We start from the raw sequence: 19,957 nt of genomic DNA on the forward strand, positions 1-19,957 counted from the left end.
CAACCTTGCGGGCTCTCTGGCAACAGAGAGCCACAGGGAAAAGCGCCGCCGTGGCAACATGGCGGCGCTTTTTTTATGGCTGCGTCTTAAAGGGCCTTACCTCACATCTTGCAGAGAAGCGTCCAGCACCTCATATGCTGGTCATGACTGGTAACCGGCCCCTTGCACAATCTCTCCCTTACACAGACATACTCTACTGGAAGATACGTGTGTGATGGATCTTTTTACGCAGGGTGCCGCTTTATCTGACATGCCATCGCAGGAGGAGATCTCCTGCTTTCTCAAGGAAGTGCGGCACTGCACTGCCTGCGCTGGAAAATTGCCTTTCCCACCAAGGCCTGTTCTCAATTTCTCGCCAGATGCTCGCATTCTGATAGCCGGACAAGCACCGGGAACGCGTGTGCATGAAACAGGCATTCCTTTTAATGATGCCTCAGGCGAGCGCCTTCGGTCGTGGCTGAACATGAGCCGAGAAGAGTTCTATAACCCCCACAAAATAGCCATTGTTCCCATGGCTTTTTGTTACCCTGGTGTTCTACCAAAAGGCGGTGACACCCCCCCACCCCCAGAGTGTGCAACATTATGGCGACAACGCGTATTGACGCTTCTTCCCAACATTCGGCTTACACTTCTGGTGGGGGCGTATTCTCAGACTTATGCGTTGGGAAAAGGTAAGGTTTACGAAAGAACTCTTGCGTTCCGAGACTATTTACCCCGGTATTTTCCGCTACCTCACCCGTCATGGCGCACAGGCGCGTGGGAGCGACACACTCCCGCCTTTCAGGACGATGTTCTTCCTGCACTCAGGCAGGCCGTCACGCAGGCTTTAAGAGAGTAAATCCCCAAAGCCTGCCTCCAACCTTGCCTTACTGAATAAAAATCAGACGAATATCATTCACATTGACCAGTGTTGGCCCCGTCATGATCAGATCATTTAAAGCCTTAAAGTAACTGTAGCTGTCGTGGTTTTTTAAGAACTTTTCTGCATCGAGACCTGACTTTTTCCCACGTTTCAAGGTGGTGGGGGTTACAATGGCGCCGGCTGCGTCTTCTGTGCCGTCAATACCATCGCTATCCCCTGCCAGCACCCAAACTCCTTCTGCTTCACGCAAAGATACTGCACAGGACAGAAGAAATTCGGTATTACGGCCTCCCTTTCCGGGCTTTTCGCCTTTCTGAATTGTCACTGTGGTTTCACCTCCACTGAGCAGAACAGCAGGCCCTTTCACAGGCACCTGATGCTGTTTGGCTGACTGGGCAATACCCGACAAAACAGTACCCACTACACGGCTTTCGCCTTCCAGCGCATCCCCTAAAACGAGAGTTCTTACCCCGGCTTTTCCGGCAACCCGCGCCGCTGCCTGAAGGGCCAGATAAGGGGTTGCTATCATATGCACACTATTTTCTGGGTGCATGGTGGCCTGTTTCTCTGTTGCATCTTCCTGCTGCCGCAAATGGTTTTTGGCACTTTCAGGCACAGAGATCTCGTATTTCTCCAGAATAGCCAGCGCATCTTCTGCTGTGGTGGGGGAGGAAACAGTCGGACCGCTAGCTATAACCGCAGGGTCATCACGCGGCACGTCACTCATGACAAACGTGACAACACGCGCCGGGAATGCGGCCTGCGCGAGGCGACCGCCCTTAATGGCAGACAAATGCCTGCGCACGGTATTCATTTCTGAAATTGTCGCGCCAGAATGCAAAAGCTCCTGACCAATACAAATTTTATCTTCCAGCGTCATGCCTGTAACAGGCAAGGTAAGAAGAGATGACCCACCACCAGAAATAAGCGCGATTACCAAGTCCTCTTCGCCAAGAGCACTTACTGCGTTAAGCACTTCCTGCCCCACCTGCACACTCCGGGCATCCGGCACGGGGTGGGATGCCTCAAGAATGGTAATATGCTGCGTAGGCACCGCATGCCCATCCCGCGTAACCACAACACCTTCCAGCGCAACATCGGGCCATGCCTCTTCCAGCGCTGCGGCCATGGCGGCAGAGGCTTTACCCGCTCCCACCACAATGCATCGGCCTTTGGGCTTTTCCGGCAGCGCCTTGGCTAAAATACGGGACGGTTGTGCACTGGCAATGGCGGCATCAAACAGACTGCGTAGAAAAGCACGAACCTGCTGGTCAGACCACGCCTCCGGTGCCGTATTGGTAAAGTCTGGCACCTTATCCTGTTGGGAAACCCGCATGGAAAGCCACTCTTATTGTTGTGTTTTATGGACCAGCACCCTTGCATAAGAGCCATACAAGAGTCTGTTCAAAGATTGTTGATGGCTATTAGCCTCCAAACAAGGGAACCTTACAGCGCCTTTTCAAAATCCAGCCCAAAATCCAGCGCAGTGACAGAGTGTGTCAACCAGCCGACGGACAGAAGGTCCACGCCCGTTTGAGCAATAGATGGAGCCGATTGCGGGGTAATGCCACCGGATGCCTCAACCACCATAGCACCCTGCACCATGCTGACGCAGGTTTTCAGGTCCTGCAGAGACATATTATCCAGCAAAACGGCATCGACCCGCTCAGCCTGCATTAGTTCTTGCAACTGCTCAACTGTATCCACCTCTACTTCTATTTTCACCATATGACCTGCATAGGCGCGTGCCTTAGCCACGGCACGCGCTACGCTGCCGGCAAGCGCAATATGGTTATCCTTAATAAGGATGGCATCATCCAGCCCCATGCGGTGGCTTGCTCCCCCACCAGCTTTTACAGCGTATTTTTGAAGGGCCCTCATGCCCGGAAGAGTTTTGCGTGTACAGCAGATCTGCGCGCCACTGCCCTGTACGGAGCGCACCATCGCTGCCGTTGCGGAGGCAATGCCACTCAGGTGAGACAGAAAATTCAGGCCCACTCTCTCGCCGGTCAAGATAGAACTGGCTGGTCCTTCTGCTATGGCCACAACATCCTGCGGGGCAACAGTAGCGCCTTCCTGCATCAGGCGTTCAAACTGCACAGCAGGGTCAATCAGGTGAAAAGACAAGCGCATCAGATCAAGCCCCGCCAGCACCCCGGCCTGCCTGCTACGCACAGCAACACGGACCCGCTCCTGCGGGCCAATAAGTGCATTGGTCGTAAGGTCTCCCCCACGGCCAAGGTCTTCAAGCAAACCGGCTCTTACCAGTGGTTCCAGCATGATATCTGGCAAGGATGGCACCATGGGAAAGGCTCCTGATTTAAACTTTTACAGCCAACATGCGCTCAATAGACTGTCGGGCACGGTCTGCTATGGCGGCATCAACCTCTACCTGCCCAGACATCGCTTCCAGTGTCTGCCTGATAGCCGGAAGGGTAATACGCTTCATGTGCGGGCACAGATTACACGGACGCACAAACTCCACTTCCGGATGCTCAACCGCGAGGTTGTCGCTCATGGAACATTCCGTCACCAACAGTACGCGTGCCGCTTTGCCGGATGAAACAAAGTCTGACATCCCAGCAGTGGAGCCTGCAAAATCAGCCTCAGCCACGACCTCTGGCGGGCACTCTGGGTGAGCCAGCACCACAATATCCGGAAAAGCCTTACGCCACTCCCTGATTTCTTCAGGGGTAAAGCGCTCATGCACTTCACAATGGCCTTTCCATGTAATGACCTTGACCCCGGTTTCTCTGGCAACATTCTGCGCCAGAAACTCATCCGGAATCATAATCACTTCCTCAACACCCAGACTTTCTATGACCTGACGGGCATTGCCAGACGTGCAGCAGATATCGCTTTCAGCTTTTACCGCAGCCGAGGTGTTAACGTAGGTGACAACTGGCACACCGGGGTATTTCTGCCGCATCAGCCTGACATCCTCCGCCGTAATGGACTCAGCCAAAGAACACCCAGCCTCCTGAGATGGGAGCAACACCATTTTGGAAGGGTTAAGCAGTTTTGAGGTTTCGGCCATGAACTCAACGCCTGCCATCACCATAACATCGGCTTGCACGGTCTGAGCCTTGCGCGCCAGAGCCAGTGAGTCACCAGTAATATCTGCAACGCAGTGGAAAATTTCTGGTGTCTGATAATTATGGGCCAGAATAACGGCGTTCCGTTTTTCCTTCAGTTCCAGAATAGCCGCAATATCATCCACAAAAGTGGCCCACTCCATAGCAGGCACAACATGCTTCACGCGCTCATAAAGCGCGTTTGCCTTGTCATGATACAGGGACGAGTCAGAAACCTGGCGCATCTATTTTTCCAGCCACAAGGGTCAAAACCAAGATCTTGGTTTTACGGCACCCTTTTCCCGAAAGCCACCACACACCGCATGGATGAGTTTCTTTTAACCAGACGCGCCAATCAATAACTTTCAAAAGTCCTATACCAAATAACGAAGAAAAATATTTTTTAGGATTTTTCCGCCAGTTCAGGCTTGGGAAAAGCCTTATCAAGATACGGTGTCGAGGCATCAAAAAAGGCCTGATTCTGCGCAAGCTCCGTCTCAATAACCCGCAGGCACGCCAGAGCACGCAGCATTTCCAGCCGGACAGACAGGTTTGTTTCCGTCTGCTCACAGTTCACAAGATACCGTACAGCTAGGTGCGTTGCGCGAGCAGTGCGCCCATATTGGCCACCATAGCGGCCAGAAAAGCGCTGCATACGGCTCATCATGTCCTGTGTGGCTCTGTGCGCTCCAGCAGGCAACACACCCCGAGCCAGAATATCGCGCAGGCGCAGGACATTCAGCCCTATGGTCATACTAGCCAGAACGCCGCTTAAATAGCGTTCCAGAACAAAAGACCCTTTGTTGCTGGACATGGAAGATAGGCGCACAAAATTATCAACACCCCGCCCCACAACTTCGGATGGTAGTGGGGGTGTGCGCCATGTGGCCAGTCTGCGCAACCAGTGGAGAATGTCCATCCGCATGTCCCACCGCAAACCATCCGGGTCAAACGGCAGAAAAACACGGTACATCCACATGGCAAACACCATGGCCAGCAGGAGTGGCAAGGCGGTGTTGAAATACATGACCTCATCCATCCGGCCCTGATTAACAGGGCCTATCAGGATGGGCAGAAAAAGATTATAGGCCACAGCGCCCAGAATAAGGGGCAGGTACGTAAAAGCCAGCCCCCCTATCAACATGGGAACAGCCAGACATAGCGCAAGCATTTCGTAAGTTGTGGGCTGGGCAATCACCCATAGGTCCAACAACGCGCCCATGCCTATGGTGCATATAGTGCCATGCAAAAAGGCCTGAGTTGCCAGTGCCGGTTGTTCAAGTGTTGAGAACAGAGCGCACACGATGGACACAAACATCATGAAGGTCAGCCCATCCGGCCACGCTGTGACAACCCAGATCAGCCCGGCACAGAAAATAGTGACCGAAGCACGCAGGCTGTTGGTAAAGGCCATGCGCCAGTCACGATATGTTTGCATTCCATAATGGAAATGGTCATGCGGTTGAGGGTTCCGGCTCATTTCAAACTGTTGTAGCGCCAGAGAAAGTTCATCCAGCATTTCACTCAGTTTGTGCAGAATCTGCCCCTCACGCGACAACTGGCGCTCAAGCGGAAGATCAACTGGAGGACGCGTGGCCGCAACCATTTCTTCCTGCAAGCAGGTTGCTGCCAGTTCACGGCAGGTTGCCCGTTGCAGGGACAGTTCTGCCAACACTGGCTGAATAGGCAATTGCCCCTTTAAGCGTTGGGGCAATGTTTGCAAAAAGTTGCTCACCTGTTCAGCTGTTTGGCGGTAATGACCGCCCTGGCTGTTGGGCACAGCCAGCAAGGCCGCCAGTTCCAACCCACGAGACATCAGGACTGTCATGGCCGCCAGAGCTGCTCGTGCATGGTCGCCTTCATGTTGGTGGCGGCCCATTTCAATTTCTGCAAACTCGACCTGATCGCTCAGTGTCAGGATCGTGCCAAAAATATCTGTAGAATGTGCAACAGCCTGCCGCTCGCCCCGGAGCAGTTTGCTCAGGGCGCGCGTTGCTCCCCCAAGAGCCTGTACGAAATTGGTAGCCAGACGGTCCCTTGCCCGGTTTTCCAGCCGATACTGGAAAAGAGAGGAAATAGTCGTTTCAACAACAATGCCCAGCGTAATATAGGTGGCGCGCGCCATGGCAATTTCAAAAATATGGTCGGGAGCCAGTACGCCATCCAACGCAATGATGGCATAGGTAAAGCCTGAGGCCCGCATACCGTGAATACGGTAATTGGTCATGGCCGCAGGGCCCGGCAGAAGGGTACCTATAAAACAGAAGGCTCCTATGCCCACAGCAAGGCTGAACACATACAGCAACGGCGCTTGCGGCATACATGCAACAAGCATAATGGCGCATACAGTGCCCACCACCATGCCGAACATATGCCAACGCGCCTTGGCAATAGACTTGCCACGAGTGCCCTGCGCAACCATCCAGACTGTCAGCGCCGCCCATTGGGGGCTGCCCAGCTCCCACCATAACGCAATACCCAGCGCTATAAGGGAAGAAATGGTCGTGCGGAGCGCATACCCGAAGGACAAGAGATCTGGCGCAAACAACCAGCGTAAATGGTCAAGTTTGCGCGGTGGCCCTTCCCCCAGCAGCGTTTGCCGGGCCATCTCTGCCAAAGCCAGATAAAACTGGTGTGCAGAGAGCACCGCGCGCCTCATGCAACCTGTCTTGATAAAAGGGGAGTCTGTGCCTGTCGCATGGGGTTTTACATACCCCATGCCGGCGTAAAACTGTACTCACACCTCGTATGTGCTCTCTGCCTAGATCAGGCTTTCACGGCACAACACGATGCAGAACAGATTATTAATCTTCGTAAGAGAGCAGGCTTTTTACGGGCACATCCAGTTTGTTGCGTCCACCAAGACCTGTCAGTTCAACAAGCAGAGAGGCCCCAACAACATTGGCGCCCGCTTTCCGCAAAAGCGCAACCGATGCCGCCAAAGTGCCGCCTGTTGCCAGCAGATCATCCATGACTACAACGCGCTGGCCGGGCTTTACCGCATCAGCCTGAATCTGGAGGGTATCGCTGCCATATTCCAGATCATAAGTATGGGAGATTGTCTCACCCGGCAGTTTGCCCGGTTTACGCATCATCAGCAGGCCACATCCCAGACGATCTGCAAGGGGTGCTGCCGTCAGAAAACCACGGGATTCCACTGCGGCCAGAATGTCCGGCTGCCACGGCGCAACCTGCCGGGCCACACGCCCCATAGCAAGCTGCCAGGCATCAGCGTCACGCAGAAGGGTGGAGATATCGTAAAACAGGATACCGGGTTTAGGAAAATCCGGAATATTCCGAATATAACGCTTCAGATCAATCTCTTCGTGCGTCGTCATGTTCGGTCTTTTCCTTCCTGTCTGAAAGCTGCGGAAAGAGCCTGATAGTCCCGCAGTTTTCTTTAAAATGATATTACGTATAGCCCACAGCCATAACCGGCTGTTTCAAGGTCGGCACACGCTCTAGCCCGTGAAACACCTTTTAAGCAAGAGAAACCCACCCTAAAGCTACACGCGGGCCCGTGCGCCAAGGGCGGTTGTAACAGCCTGCATCAACCCGTCGCGCCGGAAAGGTTTGGCCAGCAGACGTGCCCCTTCTACAGCGCCGGGCAATGACACGGTTTCAGGCGTCAGGTCGCCGGACATATACACGATCGCCATAGACCGATAACGGTCTGACAGAACACGAGACAAAGTCAGGCCATCCAGTGGGCCGGGCAGGTTTACATCCGTTACCAGAAGATCAATCTGCCCTCCGGCGGCGGCGGCCACATCAAAAGCCTGCTCACCATCTGCCGCATCCAGCACGCGATGGCCCGCCATACCCAGAATGGTGACGACAATATCCCGAATAGCGGCATCATCTTCCACCACCAGAACCTGGAGCTGCCGGGGCTCAGTGCTGGCGGCTGGGAGTTTTGGCAATGTCAGCGCAGCATCCTGCACCTCTGCCGTGGCGCGCGGCAACCAGAGAGACACTGATGTGCCCTGCCCCATACCCGTTGCCACCATCACACGCCCGCGCATCTGTTGTGCAAACGCCATGACCATAGCCATGCCCAACCCGGTGCCTGCCCCCTCCGCCTTGGTGGTGAAAAACGGTTCAAACAGGTGGTTCAGCACATCGTCTGTCATACCACTGCCGCTATCAATCACATCCAGACGCACCCAATCCCCGGCTGGCAAGGGCATGATGTCTGACACGACACGACGATTCCGCCCTCCCTCAACCGGAAGGCTCATAAGGTCTGCATTAACGGGGAAGGTTATGTTATGGGCCTCAATACGCAGCCGGCCGCCCTTGGGCATGGCATCCCGCGCGTTAATGGCCAGATTAAGCACAGCACTTTCAAGCTGGGCAGCATCCGCCCGCACGGTCCATACCCCTGTTGCATCAAGGCACGTGACCTCAATACGTGAGCCGATAATACGCCCCAGCAACCCATTCAAAAACGAAAAGAGGTCTGAAAGGGAAAGCGAGTCCGGGGTACTTCTCTCACGCCGCATGAAGGAGAGAAGCTGGCCCGTCAGGGCTTCCGACCGTCGGCCTGCATGCGTTGCCGCAGACAAATATTCCTGACGCTGCTCTACATGTTCGGGCTGGTCGTAATCCGCTGCCAGTTCCAGATTACCCAGAATAACTGTCAGCAAGTTTTTGAAGTCATGCGCAATACCTGCGGTCAACTGACCGAGGGCTCGCAGCTTCTGGGCTTCACCCAACGCACGTTCACTCCGCAACCGCATACTGATGTCGGCTGCGGTCAACACAAAGCCTCTTTGGCCTGCGGCACCATCGGGCGCAAAAAACAGGGTCCGGCAGAGTTCAAGGTCTGCCCCATTGGGGCCTTTACATTCAGCCACAACCGGCGGCACCGCTTTGCCGAGAGCAAGGCTTTCCTCAATATGTTCAAAAGGCTCCAGAAGAGGCACGCCGCCTACGACCAACACCCCACTCAGTGCATCATAAGGCAGGCCGAATTTGAGGAAATCTTTCTCCAACCCCAGCACTGTGCCCAGTTTTTCGTTCCAGTGCCACAGGCGGCCATCTGCCCCAAAAACAGCAACACCCAGACTGAGGCTGTCCAGCGTAGCGCGCAAACGAAGCGCCAGATCACGGGAGGATGTTTCAGCCCGCGCAGCAGCAAGGGAGGAACGGTCCAACACCCAGCCGGAGGCAATAAGACTGAGCACACCTGTCAAAATACCTAAGAGCGCCAACCTGCGCTGCCAGCCGGTATTCCGCAGCATGTTGGCCACACGGTCTGCCTGATCAAGCGTGCTGACACGGCTGAGAACGGACAGGTTGTCATCCAGCGTGGCCAGCACACCCTCTCCATTGGCAGGGATGGCTACAGCGTCCTTTTTCCAAGACGCAATCCGGGCAAGTTCCTGCTCAATGGCCTTCAGGGGTTCCGCACGGTTGGAGCCTTCCCGCTGGTGCACCGCCTTGAAGGCCTCAAAGCCAGACTGTGCATCCCCAATCTGGGTAACGGCATGGCTATAGCAGGCGGCATCGCTCTGCTGTTTTTTGGCTTCCCACGCATAATGGCAAATACGCGCCTGACTGGTGGCATGGTGCAGGGCCCGCAGGTAACTGCCTGCGGCTGTGCTCTGCCTGTCCATGTCACCATGGCGGGCCATTTCATTGCCTAGCTCTATGCCCATTGTGCCAAACGTCACAATAAGCAGGCCTGCGCCAATTAAGGCGAGTATATGGGCTCTTCTTGCTGGGTGCCGTGCCATGCGGTGTACAAGCTCCCTTAACCGCCACGCGAAAAGTCAGGACTGTGCAGCCCTGACCCAATCCGTCAAGCCTTAGGAGTGCATAATGCTTTTTCTAGGCGGGTATTTGAGAGTTTTTACGCCTGCGGGGTAGCTGCACTCTTTGGCCTGAACTGGCACATAACAAACATCATAATGGTCCCGAACAGCATGCACCCTGCCATGGGCAATGCAGAGGTTGTTGCAAATTGCCCAAGGGTAAAGCCTGCCAGTGCGCCCAGAACATATTGCATGGTGCCCGCCAGTGCGGCGGCAGCCCCTGCAAGGCTTGGATGATCCGCCAACGCCCCCATCATGGCATTGGGGAAAATAATACCAGTAGGAGCCAGCGTTAACAGCATGGCGGCAATGATGAACCAGACCTGATGCTGCTGCCATACAGGGCCAGCATACCATTTGCCCCAGATAACCAGAGCAACAAGCAAAACGCCCCCCAGCATGGATACCAGTACTGCGCCTGAAAGCAGGCGGCTGGAATCAATACGCCCCACCAGCAAACCGTTGATCTGTGACGCCCCGATCATGAACACCGAGAACACCCCAAACAGCATGGAAAAATGCAGAGGGGAGAAATTGAACATTTTGATGAACACAAAGGCAGCAGCCGTCAGGTAACTGAACTGCATGAAGGTGGAAAAACCGGTCACCAGAGCATGAGATGAAAATGCTCTGTCTTTCAGAAGTGTCGTGTAGCGTGCGATCAGCGTGAACGGAGATAGGCTCACACGCTTCTGAAGCGGGAGCGTTTCCGGCAACAGAAACCACACCAGACCAACACACAACGCGCCATAAACAGCCGATGCCCAGAAAATAACCCGCCATGACACAACTGCTACGACCATCCCCCCCAACATGGGGGCGAGGATAGGCACAACACCCATAACCATAACCAGCCGTGAAAGCATTTTGGCACCGGCATTACGGTCTGGCACCATATCCCGCACACAGGCTGTTGGCACAACCAGACTGGCAGATGCCCCAATGGACGCTACAAAACGGGCGATGGAAAATGTCAAAATATCAGGCGCAAAAGCACAGACCGCCGACGCCACCGCATAAATGAAATTGCCCGCCAGCATGGGGCCGCGCCGCCCAAAACGGTCAGACAGGGGGCCAACCGTCAATTGCCCCAGCGCAAGCCCTATAAACCAGATGGACAATGTCATCTGCACATTGCCCGCATCCGTATGGAAACTCTGCTCCATGGCGGGAAAGGCTGGAAGGTAGATATCTGTTGAAATTGGGCCAACAGCTGTCAGAAAACCAAGCAGCAAAGGAACCCAACCGGGGATTGCTCGCTCAGAAGGGATTGCTTGTGCAGCAGAGTCTCGAGAGACAGAGGCAGAAGCCATACGGCGCTCCAAAACAGGTCAATTTCAGAAAAAAGCAGAGATGCTGTAGTAATACGGAGAGATAATCAGAACATCCCTTCATTCAAGGTGTATTCTGATAGTATTGAGTGGCAATTGTGAGACGTTTATTTTTTGCTTTCTTCCGTCTGCGGCAACAAACTGATCATGGTGGAACGCCGCCACAACCACATACCAAACAAAGCGGAGACAAGGAACAGCCCTCCGCCCAGCACAGTTTGCCACACAGCATTCAGGCGCACACCCGACCCCAGCAGAACGGCCACCAAGTTCTGCGGCAACCCGCCCAGAACCGTTCCCCCCACAAAAGGGAGCAGCCGCATACCCGATACACCGCCCAGAATATTGAGCAGCAAAGCAGACCCAACTGGTAGCAAGCGTAAGGTAAGAATGCTCAGGAAGGGCTGCTTTGTCAGCATGGCATCCATACGGGCAAAACGAGTCCCCAGCTTGGTTCTGGCCCAGTCTCGACCACCCCATCTGGCCCAGTAAAAACCGGCAACACACCCCGCGGTGGAGGCTACGGTAATCAGCACGGTGCCTTCCCATAAACCGTAGGCAAGCCCGGCAGCAAATCCGGCAACCTGACGCGGCAAACCAAAGGCGCACCATGCCGCAGCCCCCGCCAGAAATAGCGCCCGGCCCTTCAGCCCAGCTCGCAACAGGTCTGTACTTTCCAGCACATGCCTAAGGCCGGGAATGTGCCGCAGCAGGAGAGCGCCGCCCACCAGAAAACCCAGCATGAGCACAGGCCGCAGAAAGCGCGTTACGGGCCGTGGCGGCGCAACAGGTGAAGAAGGCGGGGCAGGTTCCATACTGGCGGCGCTAGCATCTTCTTGCCGCAGGCCGCAAGCAGGGTTTAAAGCCTTCAGCACACGATGTCTCACCTTGCAAAGGCTGCCATGTCTTCCTCTCCTGCACGCCATGCTGACATGGCGCCCCACCATCGCCGTCTGATTTCAAACTGGCTCTTCGTTCTGTGCTTCATGCTGCTGGGCATGATTGCCATTGGTGGCATTACGCGCCTGACAGGCTCCGGCCTGTCCATTATGGACTGGCAGCCGGTCAGCGGGTTTATCCCCCCCCTGTCCCATGCTGAGTGGGAGCGCCTGTTTGCCCTGTACCAGACCATTCCGCAGTATCATTTACAGCATGAAGGATTTGGGCTGGAAGGGTTCCAGAAAATTTTCTGGGCTGAATGGATCCACCGCTTCTGGGGGCGTCTGATGGGCCTTGTGCTCATTGTGCCGCTTATCTGGTTTACCATTCGCGGCATGATTACGCGTGGCCTCGCCCTCCGGCTGTTCCTGTTCTTTATTCTGGGTGGGCTTCAGGGTGCCATCGGATGGTTCATGGTGGCATCCGGCTTTCGTCCGGACAGCACGGCTGTGGAACCTGTGCGGCTTGTCCTGCACCTGAGTGCCGCGCTCATTCTTTACAGTGCCGTGTTGTGGACCGCTTTTTCCATCCGTTGGCCAGAACCACAACCCAGCGTGGCCTCGGCTGGCACACGTTTGACCAAAAAACTGGTGTGGTGTGGCACCGGCCTTATCTGCCTGACCATTATAGCGGGCGGCTTTACAGCAGGCACACACGCCGGTTTTGTTTACAACACCTTTCCACTTATGGACGGACGCCTGATCCCGGCAGACTATGCCAACCTGACCCCACTCTGGCTGAACTGGGTTGCGAACAAGGCTGCTGTTCAGTTTGACCACCGCCTTCTGGCCACCCTGACTGCCTTGACTATTGGGGGCATTCTGCTGGTGGGCCTGAAGAATTTTGCACCCGGTAGCCGCGCCCATAGTGCCCTTATGGCATTGGGGTGGGCTGTCGCCATTCAGTACGCATTGGGTGTCACCACTCTCTTGCTAGTCGTTCCGGTCTGGGCGGGTACGGTGCACCAGACCTTTGCTGCGGTCCTGCTGGGGGTCATGTTGTACGTGCTGCATGGCCTGCGGGGTGCCTCTGCCCGCTAAAAGCAGAACAACCACGCATGAATTGGGCCGTTTTTTGCAGGCGGCCCTGCTTTTTCTGCGGTTGCTTTTACAGTTTGAGGCTGTATGGTGCCTTGTATGACCTCCGTTCTGTTCACGTCAGACCTACCGCACAGTGCCGATATGGCGCAGGCGGGCGGCGTGAGCCTGCGTCTTCCCCTCCTCCTTCTTCGACTAATCTGCCCCTGAGCGATCAAGGCGGCCTCGTGCTGTCGCGCTTAGGGGATGAATGAAGTGATTTTTCGCATTCGTGCGGGAGCAGGGCGTGCGTTACCGCATGCTGAAACCAGACAAGACAGATTCCAAGGACAGTCCTTTCATGTCAGCCACCCATACCATTACCCATCCTTCCTTTGGTCAGATGAGCGCAGATCGGGTCATTATTTTTGACACCACCCTGCGTGATGGGGAGCAGTCTCCCGGCTTCTCCATGAACCTTGCCGAAAAGCTGCGCATGGCAGAAGCGCTGGCCGCACTGGGTGTGGACGTCATTGAGGCAGGTTTTCCCGTAGCCTCCAAGGGCGATTTTGAGTCCGTCAGCCAGATTGCCCGTAACACAAAAGGGGCTGTTATCTGCGCTCTGGCGCGTACCGGTGGCCCGAAAGATATTGTGGCTGCGGGTGAAGCTCTGGCCTCGGCTGAACGCAAGCGAATCCACAACTTCATCTCCACCTCCCCGCTGCACATGAAATACAAGCTGCGGATGGAACCAGAGACAGTTCTGGACCTGATTACAACCGGCAACACGGCAGCCCGCAACCTGACTGATGACGTGGAATGGTCGGCCGAAGATGGCTCCCGCACGGACCCGGACTTCCTGTGCCGTTGCGTTGAAGCCGCCATCAAGGCTGGTGCCAACACCATTAATATTCCCGACACGGTAGGTTACGCCACACCAGAAGACATGGAACGTATCTTTGCCATGCTGCTGGAGCGCGTACCTGGGGCAGAGAAAGTCATTTTCTCCGCGCATAATCATAATGATCTGGGTCTGGGCGTTGCCAATACACTGGCCTCTGTCCGTGGGGGGGCTCGCCAGATTGAATGCACCATCAATGGTATTGGTGAACGCGCAGGCAATGCCGCTCTGGAAGAAATTGTCATGGCCATTCGCACCCGCCATGACCAATACCCCTTCACCACCGGCATTCACACGCCCAGCCTGCTGAAAGTGTCCCGTATGCTGGCGACTATCACCAGCTTTGATGTTCAGCCTAACAAAGCGATTGTGGGCCGCAATGCTTTTGCACATGAAAGCGGTATCCATCAGGATGGTGTGCTGAAAAACGCCGCCACCTATGAGATCATGACACCGGAAAGCGTTGGCTGGAGCCGTTCTTCTCTGGTTATGGGCAAACATTCCGGCCGTGCCGCCTTCCGCGATAAGCTGAAAGCGCTGGGGTATGGCGAACTGGAAGACAGCAAGCTGAATGATGCCTTCTCCCGCTTCAAGGATCTGGCTGACCGCAAAAAGGTTGTGTACGACGAAGATATTGTCGCGCTGGTTGATGACGAAGTGCGCGACCACGACCGTATCCGCTTTGAAAGCCTCAACCTGTCCTCCCGCTCCGGCAAACCGTCTGAAGTTGAGCTGGCCTTGCAGGTTGATGGCAAGACGGTTGCAGCCCAGTCTTCCGGCAACGGTCCGGTAGATGCCGCCTTTAATGCCCTGCGCGTTGCCTTCCCGCATGAGGCCCGTCTGGCCCTGTTCTCCGTAGGTGCGGTCACCGAGGGTACGGACGCACAGGCCCTCACAACAGTGAGGTTGGAAGAAGAAGGCAAACTTGTTGATGGTCAGGGTGCCGATGCTGACACCGTAGTTTCAGCCGTCCGCGCTTACGTGCACGCCCTCAACAAGCTGCTGGTCAAGCGTGACCGTGCAGAGCCAGAAGCCCTGACGGCTTAGTTTCTCCCTTCCTCCAAAGGTACCGGCATCATTCTGCCGTGCCTTTGGAGCCTAAACTGGACAGGCTGCCATCTTTCCGCCCAGTTTGTTGAGGAAAGGTCTTGTGCCACAGGTTGCGGGTCGTTAATGCCTGCCCCACATACACCAACACGATCGACCCAAGTTAACTTCCTGATTGGCTTGCACTTGGCCTGATCGTACTGTGCCGCCTTTCTCTCAAGCCAGGAGTCCTGGATGTTTTCTCGTCTACTCGGTCTTATGTCTGCTGACATGGCAATTGACCTGGGTACTGCCAATACCCTCGTTTATGTCAAAGGACGCGGCATTGTTCTCAATGAGCCGTCCGTGGTGGCCATTGCCGATGTGCGAGGGAAAAAACAGCTTCTTGCCGTAGGTGAGGAAGCAAAGCAGATGGTGGGCCGTACCCCCGGCAATATCACTGCCATCCGTCCCATGCGGGATGGTGTTATTGCGGATTTTGATGTCGCGGAAGAAATGATCAAGCATTTCATTCGCAAGGTTCATAACCGCCGTGCTTTTACCAGCCCCCAGATTATTGTGTGCGTGCCCTCCGGTTCAACCGCCGTTGAGCGCCGTGCCATTCAGGAAAGTGCGGAAAGTGCTGGCGCACGCCGTGTCTTCCTGATTGAGGAACCCATGGCTGCCGCCATTGGTGCGGGCCTACCTGTCACAGAGCCATCCGGCAGCATGATTGTTGATATTGGCGGCGGCACAACGGAAGTCGCCGTTATCTCTCTTGGTGGCATTGTCTATGCACGTTCTGTGCGCGTGGGCGGTGACAAGATGGATGAGGCCATTATCTCCTATATCCGCCGTACCCATAACCTGCTGATTGGTGAAAGCTCTGCCGAGCGCATCAAGATCAAGCTCGGCTCCGCCATGATGCCGGATGACCCGGAAGACCCCGGCCCGTGGCTGGACGTCAAAGGACGTGACCTGATTAATGGCGTCCCGCGGGAAGTGCAGGTATCTCAGGCTCAGATTGCGGAAAGTCTGCTTGAACCTGTCAGCCAGATTGTTGATGCCGTTACCACTGCCCTTGAAAACACACCGCCAGAACTGGCTGCTGATATTGTGGACAAGGGCATTGTGCTGACCGGCGGCGGCGCATTGCTGTACCGCCTGAGCGATGTGCTGCGCCTTGCTACCGGCCTGCCCGTTGTTGTGGGGGAAGACGCTTTGTCCTGCGTGGCGCTTGGTACTGGCCGCGCACTGGAAGAAATGAAGCGGCTGCGCAACATCCTGACCACAATGTATTAAGCCCTCGTCAAAACTTATCGTTTACAGACTTCGCAACTCCTGCGCCTTGCTGCCTGCTATGGAAGGGCGATCATCCCGTCAGCCTGACTGACAGAAAGGACATATCACAGGTCATGTGGGGTAAGAGCATCCATACCCTGAACGCTTACGGTGCGGCAGCCTTCCTGCCGCCCAAGGCTTTGTGCGCGTGATTCCTGTTTCCATTCAGCTCCGTCAGGCTCTTGGCAAACTTGTTCTGCCCCTTCTGGTCCTGCTTTCTCTGGCTATTCTTATTGCCGGTCAGGCAAACCGTAAGCTGGCAGACAGGGCCCGGATGTACACGACCGATGTCCTCTCCCCCTTCTGGTCTCTGGTCAGCATTGGTCAGGAACGCGCGGTTGCCATTACCCATAACCTGCAAGAAGCCGGGCAACTGGCGCAGGAAAATGCACGACTGAAAGCAGAGAACGAAAATCTGCGCCGATGGTACGATGTTGCGGTCTCCCTCACGCGGGAAAACGACTCCCTCAAAACCGCATTGCACTGGATTCCCGAACCAGCACCCGCCTTTGTAACCGGCCGCGTTGTGGCAGATAGCGGCGGTATTTATACACGCGCCGTGCTGCTGGTAGCGGGCACGGATAGCGGCGTGCAGGTTGGCAACATAGCCCTTGCTGCAAATGGTCTGGCCGGCCGTGTGACGGAAACAGGGGCGCACTCCGCGCGTATTCTGCTTATTACCGATATTGCCAGCCGCCTGCCTGTCATGCTGGAGGCCAGTCAGGCTCCAGCCATCATGGTAGGGGACAACTCCCCCATGCCGCGCCTGATGTATTATGCGCAGGATACCCGCCCGGTTGAGGGGGAACGTGTTGTGACAAGCGATCAGGCAGGAGCCTTCCCTGCCGGTCTGCCTATTGGCACGGTCCATTACGTTGCCGAAGGTCGGCCTGTTGTGGCCCCTTTTGCGCAACTTGACCATTTGTCCCTGTTGCGTGTTTTCAACTTCGGACGCTCACAGGTCGAACCGCCGGACGCACCGGGCCATGTTCCTTTGGCCCCTCCACACAAATCCCTTGATCTGCCATTCAAAAACCTGCTGGGGCAGGAATGAGGAGGAGCCTGAGCCATGATGCCTGACCCCTCCATGCGGGCATGGGAGCCTGAAATTCAGCCACGCCAAACTATCTGGCATCGGCTGGACCATGGTGCCCGCCGGTTACTGCCCACGTTGTTTTGTGCGCTGGTTATTGTGGTGCTGTCAGCACCGCTTCCCATACCCGGCATTGCAGAACTTATGCCCGCTATTGTCCTGACCACCGTATTTTTCTGGTCGTTCTGGCGGCCAACCGGTATGCCCAGCCTTGCTGTGTTTTTGCTGGGCCTGTTTATGGACCTTGTCGGGTTTACCCCGCTTGGGGTCAGCGCCCTGTTACTGCTGCTTGTGCATGGCGTGGGGCTCTATGCCCGCTTTGGCCTGATGCGGCTGCCCTTTCTGCTGGTTTGGGGTGTATTCTCACTTGTTGCGCTGGCAGCCTGCCTGCTGCAATGGGGGCTGGCCTGCCTGTTCAGACTCACTGTTATGGACCTGCCTCCCGCTTTATTTGAGGCCTTCCTGTGTATTGGTCTCTATCCCCCTCTTTCGGCCCTGTTTTCATCGATCCTGAACCGGCTGGACGACAAGGAAGACGCCTGATGCGCCGGGGAGACGTGCCATGCGGCTAAAGCGGCGCAAGCGCGAAAACCAGCGCCTCATGCCTATCAAGAACCAAAAAGACCCGGCGCAGGGTGTCTTTACCCGCCGTGCCCTTCTGCTGATGGCTGTTCAGACTGGCGCATTGGGCACTCTGGCCCACAAGCTTTATACGCTTCAGGTCAAGGATGGTGACCGCTACGCCCGCATGGCGGCTAGCAACCGTATGAGCAAACGCTATCTGGCCCCGCCACGCGGCCGGATTGTGGACCGTTACGGGGTTCCGTTAGCCAACAACAAGGAAAACTGGCGCGCCCTGCTGATGCCGGAAGAAACAACGGATGTTGCGGGCACAATAGAGCGCTTTTCCACCATGATACCGCTGGATGACCGCGACCGCGCCCGCATTGCGCGGGAAATGCGCCACCAGCGCCGCTTTGTACCAGTCATGCTCCGAGACTTCCTATCTTGGGACGAGATGGCACGTATTGAACTGAACGCTCCCTCCCTCCCCGGTGTGCTTATCGATGTGGGTACACGGCGCGTCTACCCGGAAGGGGAGTTGCTGGCGCATATTGTGGGTTATGTCGCCCCACCAAACGAGAAGGACGTTGCTCGCTCCGCCCTGCTCGCGTTGCCCGGTATGCGGGTAGGGCGTGCTGGTATTGAGCAGAGCCAGGACGAGAAACTGCGTGGCACCGCAGGCTCGGTCGAAATGGAAGTAAACGCTATAGGCCGTGTCATGTCTGAACTGAACCGTGAAGAAGGCGCAGCGGGGGCAGAAATTGGCCTGACCATAGACCGTGGCCTGCAACAAAAGGTTCTGAATCGCATTGCAGACCAAACGGCCTCCGCCGTTGTGATGGACTGCCGGAATGGTGAGGTGCTGGCCATGGTCAGCACGCCCTCTTTTGATCCATCCCTCTTTGACAGCGGTGTAAGCCACGCCCAGTGGGTAGAGTGGACTAACAACGAACGCACACCCCTTATCAATAAAACTGTGGCCGGTGTTTACCCGCCCGGTTCAACCTTCAAGCCTGCCGTGGCTATGGCGGGCCTGCAATCTGGCTTGTTCTCCCCTTCTGACCGTGTGTTCTGCCCGGGCCATCTGGATGTGGGGGGTACGCGCTTTCATTGCTGGTCACGCTGGGGCCATGGGTCAGTAGACCTGCATCAGGCGCTCAAATTTTCCTGTGACGTCTATTTTTACGAAATGGCCCGCCGCGTTGGCATGGACCGTATTGCGGAAACCGCTCATCAGTTCGGGCTGGGAACACAGCTTGATATTGAGCTGCCCCATATTCGCTCAGGCCTCATTCCCACTCCGGCATGGCGGCAAGCCCACCACCACCACTGGAACGGGGGGGACACAATTGTCAGCGGTATCGGGCAGGGCTTTGTACAGGTAACCCCCCTGCAATTGGCAACCTATACCTCCCGGCTGGCAACGGGGCGCGCGGTACAGCCACATCTGGTACGCGCCCTCAATCGGGACATCGGGCCACAAGCTACGCCAGACCACTGGCCTGCGCTGGATATGCCTGCCAAATATCTGGAGGCCCTCCGCTCAGGCATGTTTGCTGTGGTCAATGAGCCGCACGGTACAGCCCCCAAAGCCAAGCTGAACCTGCCTAACATCACCATGGCCGGAAAAACCGGCTCCGCGCAGGTGCGGCGCGTCTCCCGCGCCATGCGGGAAAGCGGGCACTTCAACTCCGCCAACCTACCGTGGGAATATAGGCCGCACGCGCTGTTCATCTGTTTTGCGCCCTACGAAAACCCACAATATGCTGTGTCTGTTGTCATTGAGCACGGCAACACGGGGGCAGACGCAGCAGCCCCTCTGGCGCGCGACATCATGATTGATACCCTGCAACGTGACCCTGCAAACCGTACAACCCCTGCGCCAGATCCCGTACCCCCCCCCCCACCCGATACCGCGCCAATTCCTGCATCTGAGCCTACGCCTGCTTCTGGAACTGAAAAAGGGGATGTTCCCCCGGACACGGAATAAC

Annotated in this window: 15 protein-coding genes; 7 read left to right on the plus strand and 8 right to left on the minus strand. The window is 56.0% G+C overall.

The features are described 5' to 3' along the window. Positions 1 to 250 precede the first annotated feature (250 nt). Entirely contained in the window at positions 251 to 838 is a 588-nt protein-coding gene (locus tag ACTIDN_RS03295; protein ID WP_441376018.1) for a uracil-DNA glycosylase family protein, read from the plus strand. A 28-nt stretch (positions 839 to 866) separates the two neighbouring features. On the opposite strand, the gene ACTIDN_RS03300 is transcribed toward ACTIDN_RS03295, so the two are convergent. The 8 genes from ACTIDN_RS03300 to ACTIDN_RS03335 all read right to left on the minus strand — a co-directional run bounded on the left by ACTIDN_RS03300 (position 867) and on the right by ACTIDN_RS03335 (position 11,961). Beyond that, positions 867 to 2,198, minus strand: coding sequence for a glycerate kinase type-2 family protein (locus ACTIDN_RS03300; protein WP_441375964.1), 1,332 nt, complete (start codon positions 2,196 to 2,198; stop codon positions 867 to 869). A gap of 110 nt (positions 2,199 to 2,308) precedes the next feature. Next, complete coding sequence (nadC, locus tag ACTIDN_RS03305) at positions 2,309 to 3,166, minus strand: carboxylating nicotinate-nucleotide diphosphorylase (RefSeq protein WP_441375965.1); 858 nt, start codon at positions 3,164 to 3,166, stop codon at positions 2,309 to 2,311. A gap of 16 nt (positions 3,167 to 3,182) precedes the next feature. Next, positions 3,183 to 4,181: a quinolinate synthase NadA gene (gene nadA, locus ACTIDN_RS03310; RefSeq protein WP_415508413.1), complete on the minus strand. Its 999-nt coding sequence runs from the start codon at positions 4,179 to 4,181 to the stop codon at positions 3,183 to 3,185. A gap of 158 nt (positions 4,182 to 4,339) precedes the next feature. Further along, complete coding sequence (locus ACTIDN_RS03315; RefSeq protein ID WP_441375966.1) at positions 4,340 to 6,595, minus strand: FUSC family protein; 2,256 nt, start codon at positions 6,593 to 6,595, stop codon at positions 4,340 to 4,342. Between the two features lie 145 nt (positions 6,596 to 6,740). Beyond that, positions 6,741 to 7,274, minus strand: coding sequence for an adenine phosphoribosyltransferase (locus ACTIDN_RS03320; protein ID WP_048839036.1), 534 nt, complete (start codon positions 7,272 to 7,274; stop codon positions 6,741 to 6,743). A 168-nt stretch (positions 7,275 to 7,442) separates the two neighbouring features. Next, positions 7,443 to 9,677 (minus strand): ATP-binding protein, encoded by a 2,235-nt coding sequence (locus ACTIDN_RS03325; RefSeq protein WP_441375967.1) that lies wholly within the window; start codon positions 9,675 to 9,677, stop codon positions 7,443 to 7,445. 116 nt (positions 9,678 to 9,793) lie between these two features. Beyond that, positions 9,794 to 11,068, minus strand: coding sequence for a multidrug effflux MFS transporter (locus tag ACTIDN_RS03330; RefSeq protein ID WP_441375968.1), 1,275 nt, complete (start codon positions 11,066 to 11,068; stop codon positions 9,794 to 9,796). Between the two features lie 125 nt (positions 11,069 to 11,193). Further along, the gene (locus tag ACTIDN_RS03335) at positions 11,194 to 11,961 is read right to left on the minus strand and encodes a TVP38/TMEM64 family protein (RefSeq protein ID WP_441375969.1); all 768 of its coding nucleotides are present in this window, start codon (positions 11,959 to 11,961) and stop codon (positions 11,194 to 11,196) included. 57 nt (positions 11,962 to 12,018) lie between these two features. Here ACTIDN_RS03335 and ACTIDN_RS03340 point away from each other — a divergent pair, with 57 nt between their 5' ends. The 6 genes from ACTIDN_RS03340 to mrdA all read left to right on the plus strand — a co-directional run bounded on the left by ACTIDN_RS03340 (position 12,019) and on the right by mrdA (position 19,956). After that, positions 12,019 to 13,065, plus strand: coding sequence for a COX15/CtaA family protein (locus tag ACTIDN_RS03340; protein WP_415508419.1), 1,047 nt, complete (start codon positions 12,019 to 12,021; stop codon positions 13,063 to 13,065). A 337-nt stretch (positions 13,066 to 13,402) separates the two neighbouring features. Further along, the gene (locus ACTIDN_RS03345) at positions 13,403 to 14,989 is read left to right on the plus strand and encodes a 2-isopropylmalate synthase (protein ID WP_441375970.1); all 1,587 of its coding nucleotides are present in this window, start codon (positions 13,403 to 13,405) and stop codon (positions 14,987 to 14,989) included. A 234-nt stretch (positions 14,990 to 15,223) separates the two neighbouring features. After that, the gene (locus ACTIDN_RS03350; protein WP_415508407.1) at positions 15,224 to 16,270 is read left to right on the plus strand and encodes a rod shape-determining protein; all 1,047 of its coding nucleotides are present in this window, start codon (positions 15,224 to 15,226) and stop codon (positions 16,268 to 16,270) included. Positions 16,271 to 16,457: 187 nt separating this feature from the next. Next, entirely contained in the window at positions 16,458 to 17,363 is a 906-nt protein-coding gene (mreC, locus tag ACTIDN_RS03355) for a rod shape-determining protein MreC (protein WP_086651536.1), read from the plus strand. Between the two features lie 15 nt (positions 17,364 to 17,378). Then, positions 17,379 to 17,945, plus strand: a complete 567-nt coding sequence (locus ACTIDN_RS03360) for a rod shape-determining protein MreD (RefSeq protein WP_415508406.1) — start codon at positions 17,379 to 17,381, stop codon at positions 17,943 to 17,945. Positions 17,946 to 17,964: 19 nt separating this feature from the next. After that, positions 17,965 to 19,956, plus strand: coding sequence for a penicillin-binding protein 2 (mrdA, locus tag ACTIDN_RS03365; protein ID WP_441375971.1), 1,992 nt, complete (start codon positions 17,965 to 17,967; stop codon positions 19,954 to 19,956). The last annotated feature ends 1 nt before the right edge of the window (position 19,957 follow it).

Origin of the sequence: Acetobacter sp., assembly GCF_052102375.1 — a bacterium.
Taxonomy (GTDB): Bacteria; Pseudomonadota; Alphaproteobacteria; order Acetobacterales; family Acetobacteraceae; genus Acetobacter.

Excerpts from the sequence above, each read along its gene's own strand:
- ACTIDN_RS03295 (WP_441376018.1), top strand. The coding sequence starts at position 251 with ATGCCATCGCAGGAGGAGATCTCCTGCTTTCTCAAGGAAGTGCGGCAC.
- ACTIDN_RS03300 (WP_441375964.1), bottom strand. The coding sequence starts at position 2,198 with ATGCGGGTTTCCCAACAGGATAAGGTGCCAGACTTTACCAATACGGCA.
- nadC (WP_441375965.1), bottom strand. The coding sequence starts at position 3,166 with ATGGTGCCATCCTTGCCAGATATCATGCTGGAACCACTGGTAAGAGCC.
- nadA (WP_415508413.1), bottom strand. The coding sequence starts at position 4,181 with ATGCGCCAGGTTTCTGACTCGTCCCTGTATCATGACAAGGCAAACGCG.
- ACTIDN_RS03315 (WP_441375966.1), bottom strand. The coding sequence starts at position 6,595 with ATGAGGCGCGCGGTGCTCTCTGCACACCAGTTTTATCTGGCTTTGGCA.
- ACTIDN_RS03320 (WP_048839036.1), bottom strand. The coding sequence starts at position 7,274 with ATGACGACGCACGAAGAGATTGATCTGAAGCGTTATATTCGGAATATT.
- ACTIDN_RS03325 (WP_441375967.1), bottom strand. The coding sequence starts at position 9,677 with ATGGCACGGCACCCAGCAAGAAGAGCCCATATACTCGCCTTAATTGGC.
- ACTIDN_RS03330 (WP_441375968.1), bottom strand. The coding sequence starts at position 11,068 with ATGGCTTCTGCCTCTGTCTCTCGAGACTCTGCTGCACAAGCAATCCCT.
- ACTIDN_RS03340 (WP_415508419.1), top strand. The coding sequence starts at position 12,019 with ATGGCGCCCCACCATCGCCGTCTGATTTCAAACTGGCTCTTCGTTCTG.
- ACTIDN_RS03345 (WP_441375970.1), top strand. The coding sequence starts at position 13,403 with ATGTCAGCCACCCATACCATTACCCATCCTTCCTTTGGTCAGATGAGC.
- ACTIDN_RS03350 (WP_415508407.1), top strand. The coding sequence starts at position 15,224 with ATGTTTTCTCGTCTACTCGGTCTTATGTCTGCTGACATGGCAATTGAC.
- ACTIDN_RS03360 (WP_415508406.1), top strand. The coding sequence starts at position 17,379 with ATGATGCCTGACCCCTCCATGCGGGCATGGGAGCCTGAAATTCAGCCA.
- mrdA (WP_441375971.1), top strand. The coding sequence starts at position 17,965 with ATGCGGCTAAAGCGGCGCAAGCGCGAAAACCAGCGCCTCATGCCTATC.